5 protein-coding genes are annotated in these 3718 nt (G+C 47.3%); 4 read left to right on the forward strand and 1 reads right to left on the reverse strand.

Annotated elements, in window-relative coordinates:
• Positions 1 to 181: 181 nt before the first annotated feature.
• A complete protein-coding gene (locus PCH02S_RS35350) occupies positions 182 to 1093 on the forward strand; it encodes an acetamidase/formamidase family protein (RefSeq protein ID WP_127458781.1) in 912 nt (303 codons plus the stop codon).
• Between the two features lie 50 nt (positions 1094 to 1143).
• On the opposite strand, the gene PCH02S_RS35355 is transcribed toward PCH02S_RS35350, so the two are convergent.
• Positions 1144 to 1695: a helix-turn-helix domain-containing protein gene (locus PCH02S_RS35355; RefSeq protein WP_127458782.1), complete on the reverse strand. Its 552-nt coding sequence runs from the start codon at positions 1693 to 1695 to the stop codon at positions 1144 to 1146.
• Between the two features lie 150 nt (positions 1696 to 1845).
• Between PCH02S_RS35355 and PCH02S_RS35360 the strand changes: the two genes are divergently transcribed.
• From PCH02S_RS35360 to PCH02S_RS35370, 3 genes are read left to right on the forward strand one after another with little or no spacing between them, the layout of a single operon-like run.
• The gene (locus PCH02S_RS35360; protein ID WP_127458783.1) at positions 1846 to 2250 is read left to right on the forward strand and encodes a DoxX family protein; all 405 of its coding nucleotides are present in this window, start codon (positions 1846 to 1848) and stop codon (positions 2248 to 2250) included.
• Between the two features lie 22 nt (positions 2251 to 2272).
• Positions 2273 to 2920, forward strand: coding sequence for an alpha/beta hydrolase (locus PCH02S_RS35365; RefSeq protein ID WP_127458784.1), 648 nt, complete (start codon positions 2273 to 2275; stop codon positions 2918 to 2920).
• A gap of 6 nt (positions 2921 to 2926) precedes the next feature.
• On the forward strand, positions 2927 to 3697 hold the full coding sequence (locus PCH02S_RS35370) for a DODA-type extradiol aromatic ring-opening family dioxygenase (protein WP_127458785.1): 771 nt from the start codon (positions 2927 to 2929) through the stop codon (positions 3695 to 3697).
• Positions 3698 to 3718: the final 21 nt, after the last annotated feature.

The raw sequence follows: 3718 nt of genomic DNA on the forward strand, positions 1-3718 counted from the left end.
TTCTGGAGGAAAGTAGCACAGTTTGAGACGAAATAGGACCCTGTGGTTCCCCTGAGGCGCTGATATGCCGCGTTTTGTCTGAAATAAAGGAACCGAGTTCCCCTAATTGTGGCACACCGAGTAGGGAATTTATAATAACTGTCGAATCCATAGTTGATCCTATCGAGATGGAGGAGTAGCCATGATTCATTCGTTCAACCCTCAGCTTTATTATCATACAATGGGCAATTATCCCCCTGTATTGACGGTGCGTGATGGGGATACGGTCATTACCTCAACAGTCGATGCGAGAGGCTGGGACCAAAATGGTGAAAGCGCAGCTGCCCGCGGGAATCCGATGACAGGACCGTTCTATGTCGAAGGGGCGATGCCCGGCGATACGCTAGCGATTCGATTCGAGTCGATAACACCGAACCGAGAGTGGGCATGGACAACCAATATGCTTGCTCCAGCCGTTATTGATCCAGCTGTTGCGGCTGCATTGCCGGCATCGGAAATCGTGCACTGGACGGTGGATGTCGCTCAGGGAGTTGCATATCTGAAGGAGCCAACGCCGGGACTGGCCCAATTGAAGCTGCCTCTGCGGCCTTTTCTAGGTTGTTTTGGTGTTGCACCCTCCAAAGGGCAGTTCATCTCCACGGCCACAAGTGGCGAATATGGCGGAAACATGGACTACAAAGGTCTGGTCGCAGGCACTACCGTCTATTTTCCGGTGTCGGCTGAAGGCGCGTTGTTTTATTTGGGTGATGGTCATGCTTTGCAAGGTGATGGAGAAATCATCGGCACAGGTCTCGAAATATCCATGGATGTTCGGTTTACAGTTTGCGTTCAAAAGGGTAAAACGATCAGCTGGCCGCGGGGCGAAACCGACACGTTTTGGTTTTGTATCGGCAACGCCCGGCCGCTTGATCAGGCGCTTCAACATGCAACGACGGAGATGCTGCGGCTGCTGCAGGAAGATTGCGGCTTAACCTCTTCGGAAGCCAGCTTGTTGATGGGGCAAGCCGTTGAATATGAAATTGCGAATATGTTCAACCCCGCTTACAGTGTAGTCTGCAAATTGCCGAAAGCGGTATTAGCCTCATTGGTCTAATGAATAAGAAAGCCCTCAAACCTGGCCGTAAGCTAGGTTCGAGGGCTTTTTTAAATAAACTCTCGTCCACCGTCAGTCTCTGTATAAATAGAGATCAGCACGATTGCGATGTCATCTCCTATGTTTCTCACCACATGGGGCGTGCAGGCGTTCCAACTGAACGAATCGCCTTCTCCGAATTCCGCCGCATCTTCACCCTGCTCCGCATGCACTCTTCCTTTGATAACGACATGAACCTCCTCACCTTCGTGAGCATGAGGCAACTCTCCCGTTGAGGCACCCACAGGAAATTCGACCAACATCATCCTGACATTTTTTGTAGAGCTCAAATGCTCTACCTTCAAATGGTCAGAACCACTTGTCGTAATTCTTCGCTCATCCTTGCGGACAATATGCATACGATCCTCTTTCTTCAAGAGCAAATAAGCCAAAGGTACCTTTAGAACCTGTGCGATATTTTCAAGTGTAGAAATGGAGGGGGAAGTTTTGTTCGTTTCAAGCTGGCTCATGAAGCCTTGTGATAAGCCGGTTTCTTCGCAAATTTGGGCGATCGTAATATTTTTGCGCTTTCGAATAGCCCGTATCGTTGAGCCGATGTCCATCCCGACAGCACCTCGCATCAAATATTAGTAATACAAAACTTAATTACATATTAGCAAAATTTCTGTTGACATGCTAGGGTGTAATATATTAAATTACTTATATAAACTTTAATTTAACATTACTTATATTTTAAGGAGAGGATAATTAGAATGAATAAAACCGCACTTGTTTCGATGATTATGCGTGTGTTAATGGGAATTATTTTTATCTCCCACGGAATCGCCAAGTTTCAAATGGGACTAAGCAATGTAGAAGGATGGTTCAGTTCTATCGGCATTCCTGGATTTATGGCCTATGCGGTGGCGGGGCTTGAGCTGGTGGGCGGAATTATGCTCCTTGTGGGATTGTTTACACGTTATGTATCAGGTTTGTTCGTATTGATGCTAATCGGCGCTATTATTACAGCGAAGCTTTCCGTTGGACTTCTTGGCAATGCACAATCGCCAGGCTACGAGCTTGATCTCGGCTTTCTGTTGATTTCGTTATATTTAGTTGTTGCAGATATGTCTCCACTTTCAGTAGACAGGTTTATTATGAGAAAACATAGCGCGTAACATACAACAAAGGAGGATTATGATGAATCCGGCGTATCCATATGATGTGCATGTACCAGCGAATATAGACCCAGACAAGAAATACCCGGTCATTTTTACTTTGCATGGCAAGGGCTCCAACGAGAAAAATATGTTTAGCCTGGTCGCTCCGTTAGCTGACGACTTTATTATTATCGGCATACGCGGCAATCTGCCTCTTGGCTCAGGTTATCAGTATTATAGTTTGAAAAGTTTAGGAAATCCCATTCGGGAGATGTTTGACGAAGCGATAAAGAACCTTGAAGCATTCGTTCAATACGCCACAGAAAAGTACCCGATCGACCGGAGCAAGCGTTATTTGCTGGGCTTTAGCCAAGGTGCGATATTATCGATGTCGCTTGCGCTTACGATGGGCGATCAGTTGAAGGGGATCGTTGCGCTGAACGGGTACATTCCTGATTTTGTGAAGACGGAGTATACTTTGAAAAGCGTGAAGGAAGTATCCGTATTTGTCTCGCATGGCGAGTACGACTCCATTTTTCCTGTTCGGATCGGCCATGAATCGGCAGCGTATTTTCAAGATCAGACGCCGCGCTTAACCTTTCATGTATATCCCACGGACCACGGCGTGTCGGAAGAAAACCAGCTTGATTTTTTACATTGGCTAAAAAATGACTACGAAGGAGCGTGAAGAGGCATGATGCCTTCCTATTTTTTCGCGCATGGCGCGCCGTCGATTGTGCTTGAGGATAACGCATATACACAGCTGTTAAAGCACTTTAAGGAGAACACACCTAAACCTAAAGCGATTGTCCTTTTTTCCGCTCATTGGGAAGAAACGGTGCAGAGTGTAAGTGCTGCTGAAACGTATGAAACCATTTATGATTTTGGCGGGTTCCAGGATGAGCTTTATCAAATGACGTATCCGGCCAAAAGCGATCGCTCTCTGGTTGAACAGATTCAAAAGCTGTTTGAGCAGCAAGGCATTCAAAATGTTCGAAACGAGCAGCGAGGACTCGACCATGGGGCTTGGGCTGTATTGAAGCTGCTGTATCCTGATGCTGACATTCCGGTCGTCGCTTTATCCGTGAACCGGAATTTGCCTAACGAACAGCAATATCAAATCGGCAAAGCATTGGCAGCGCTCAGAGAACAGGACGTTCTCATTATCGGCAGCGGCGGCACCGTCCACAATTTGAGAAAATTGAATTGGCGATCTGGTGGTATCGATGAGTGGGCGGAGCAGTTCGACAGCTGGCTCCAAAACAAGCTCGAGGCATGGGACACGGAAGCGTTGTTCCAGTATCGCGAACTTGCGCCTTTCGCCCAGGAAGCTGTGCCGACGAGCGAACACTTTATTCCATTGCTGCTTGCTATGGGAACTGGCGATTCCAATCGTCAGGCGAAGCTGCTTCATCGCAGCTATCAATATGGCAACTTGAGCTTAAGCTGCTGGCAGTTTAGTTAAAACAGGAAGGCAGTCGACGAT

The sequence above is a fragment of the Paenibacillus chondroitinus NBRC 15376 genome (assembly GCF_004000765.1).
In the GTDB taxonomy this organism is placed as follows: domain Bacteria; phylum Bacillota; class Bacilli; order Paenibacillales; family NBRC-103111; genus Paenibacillus_E; species Paenibacillus_E chondroitinus.

What these genes read in the sequence shown, in the direction of transcription:
- PCH02S_RS35350 (WP_127458781.1), top strand. Translation starts at nt 182, where the DNA reads ATGATTCATTCGTTCAACCCTCAGCTTTATTATCATACAATGGGCAAT.
- PCH02S_RS35355 (WP_127458782.1), bottom strand. Translation starts at nt 1,695, where the DNA reads ATGGACATCGGCTCAACGATACGGGCTATTCGAAAGCGCAAAAATATT.
- PCH02S_RS35360 (WP_127458783.1), top strand. Translation starts at nt 1,846, where the DNA reads ATGAATAAAACCGCACTTGTTTCGATGATTATGCGTGTGTTAATGGGA.
- PCH02S_RS35365 (WP_127458784.1), top strand. Translation starts at nt 2,273, where the DNA reads ATGAATCCGGCGTATCCATATGATGTGCATGTACCAGCGAATATAGAC.
- PCH02S_RS35370 (WP_127458785.1), top strand. Translation starts at nt 2,927, where the DNA reads ATGATGCCTTCCTATTTTTTCGCGCATGGCGCGCCGTCGATTGTGCTT.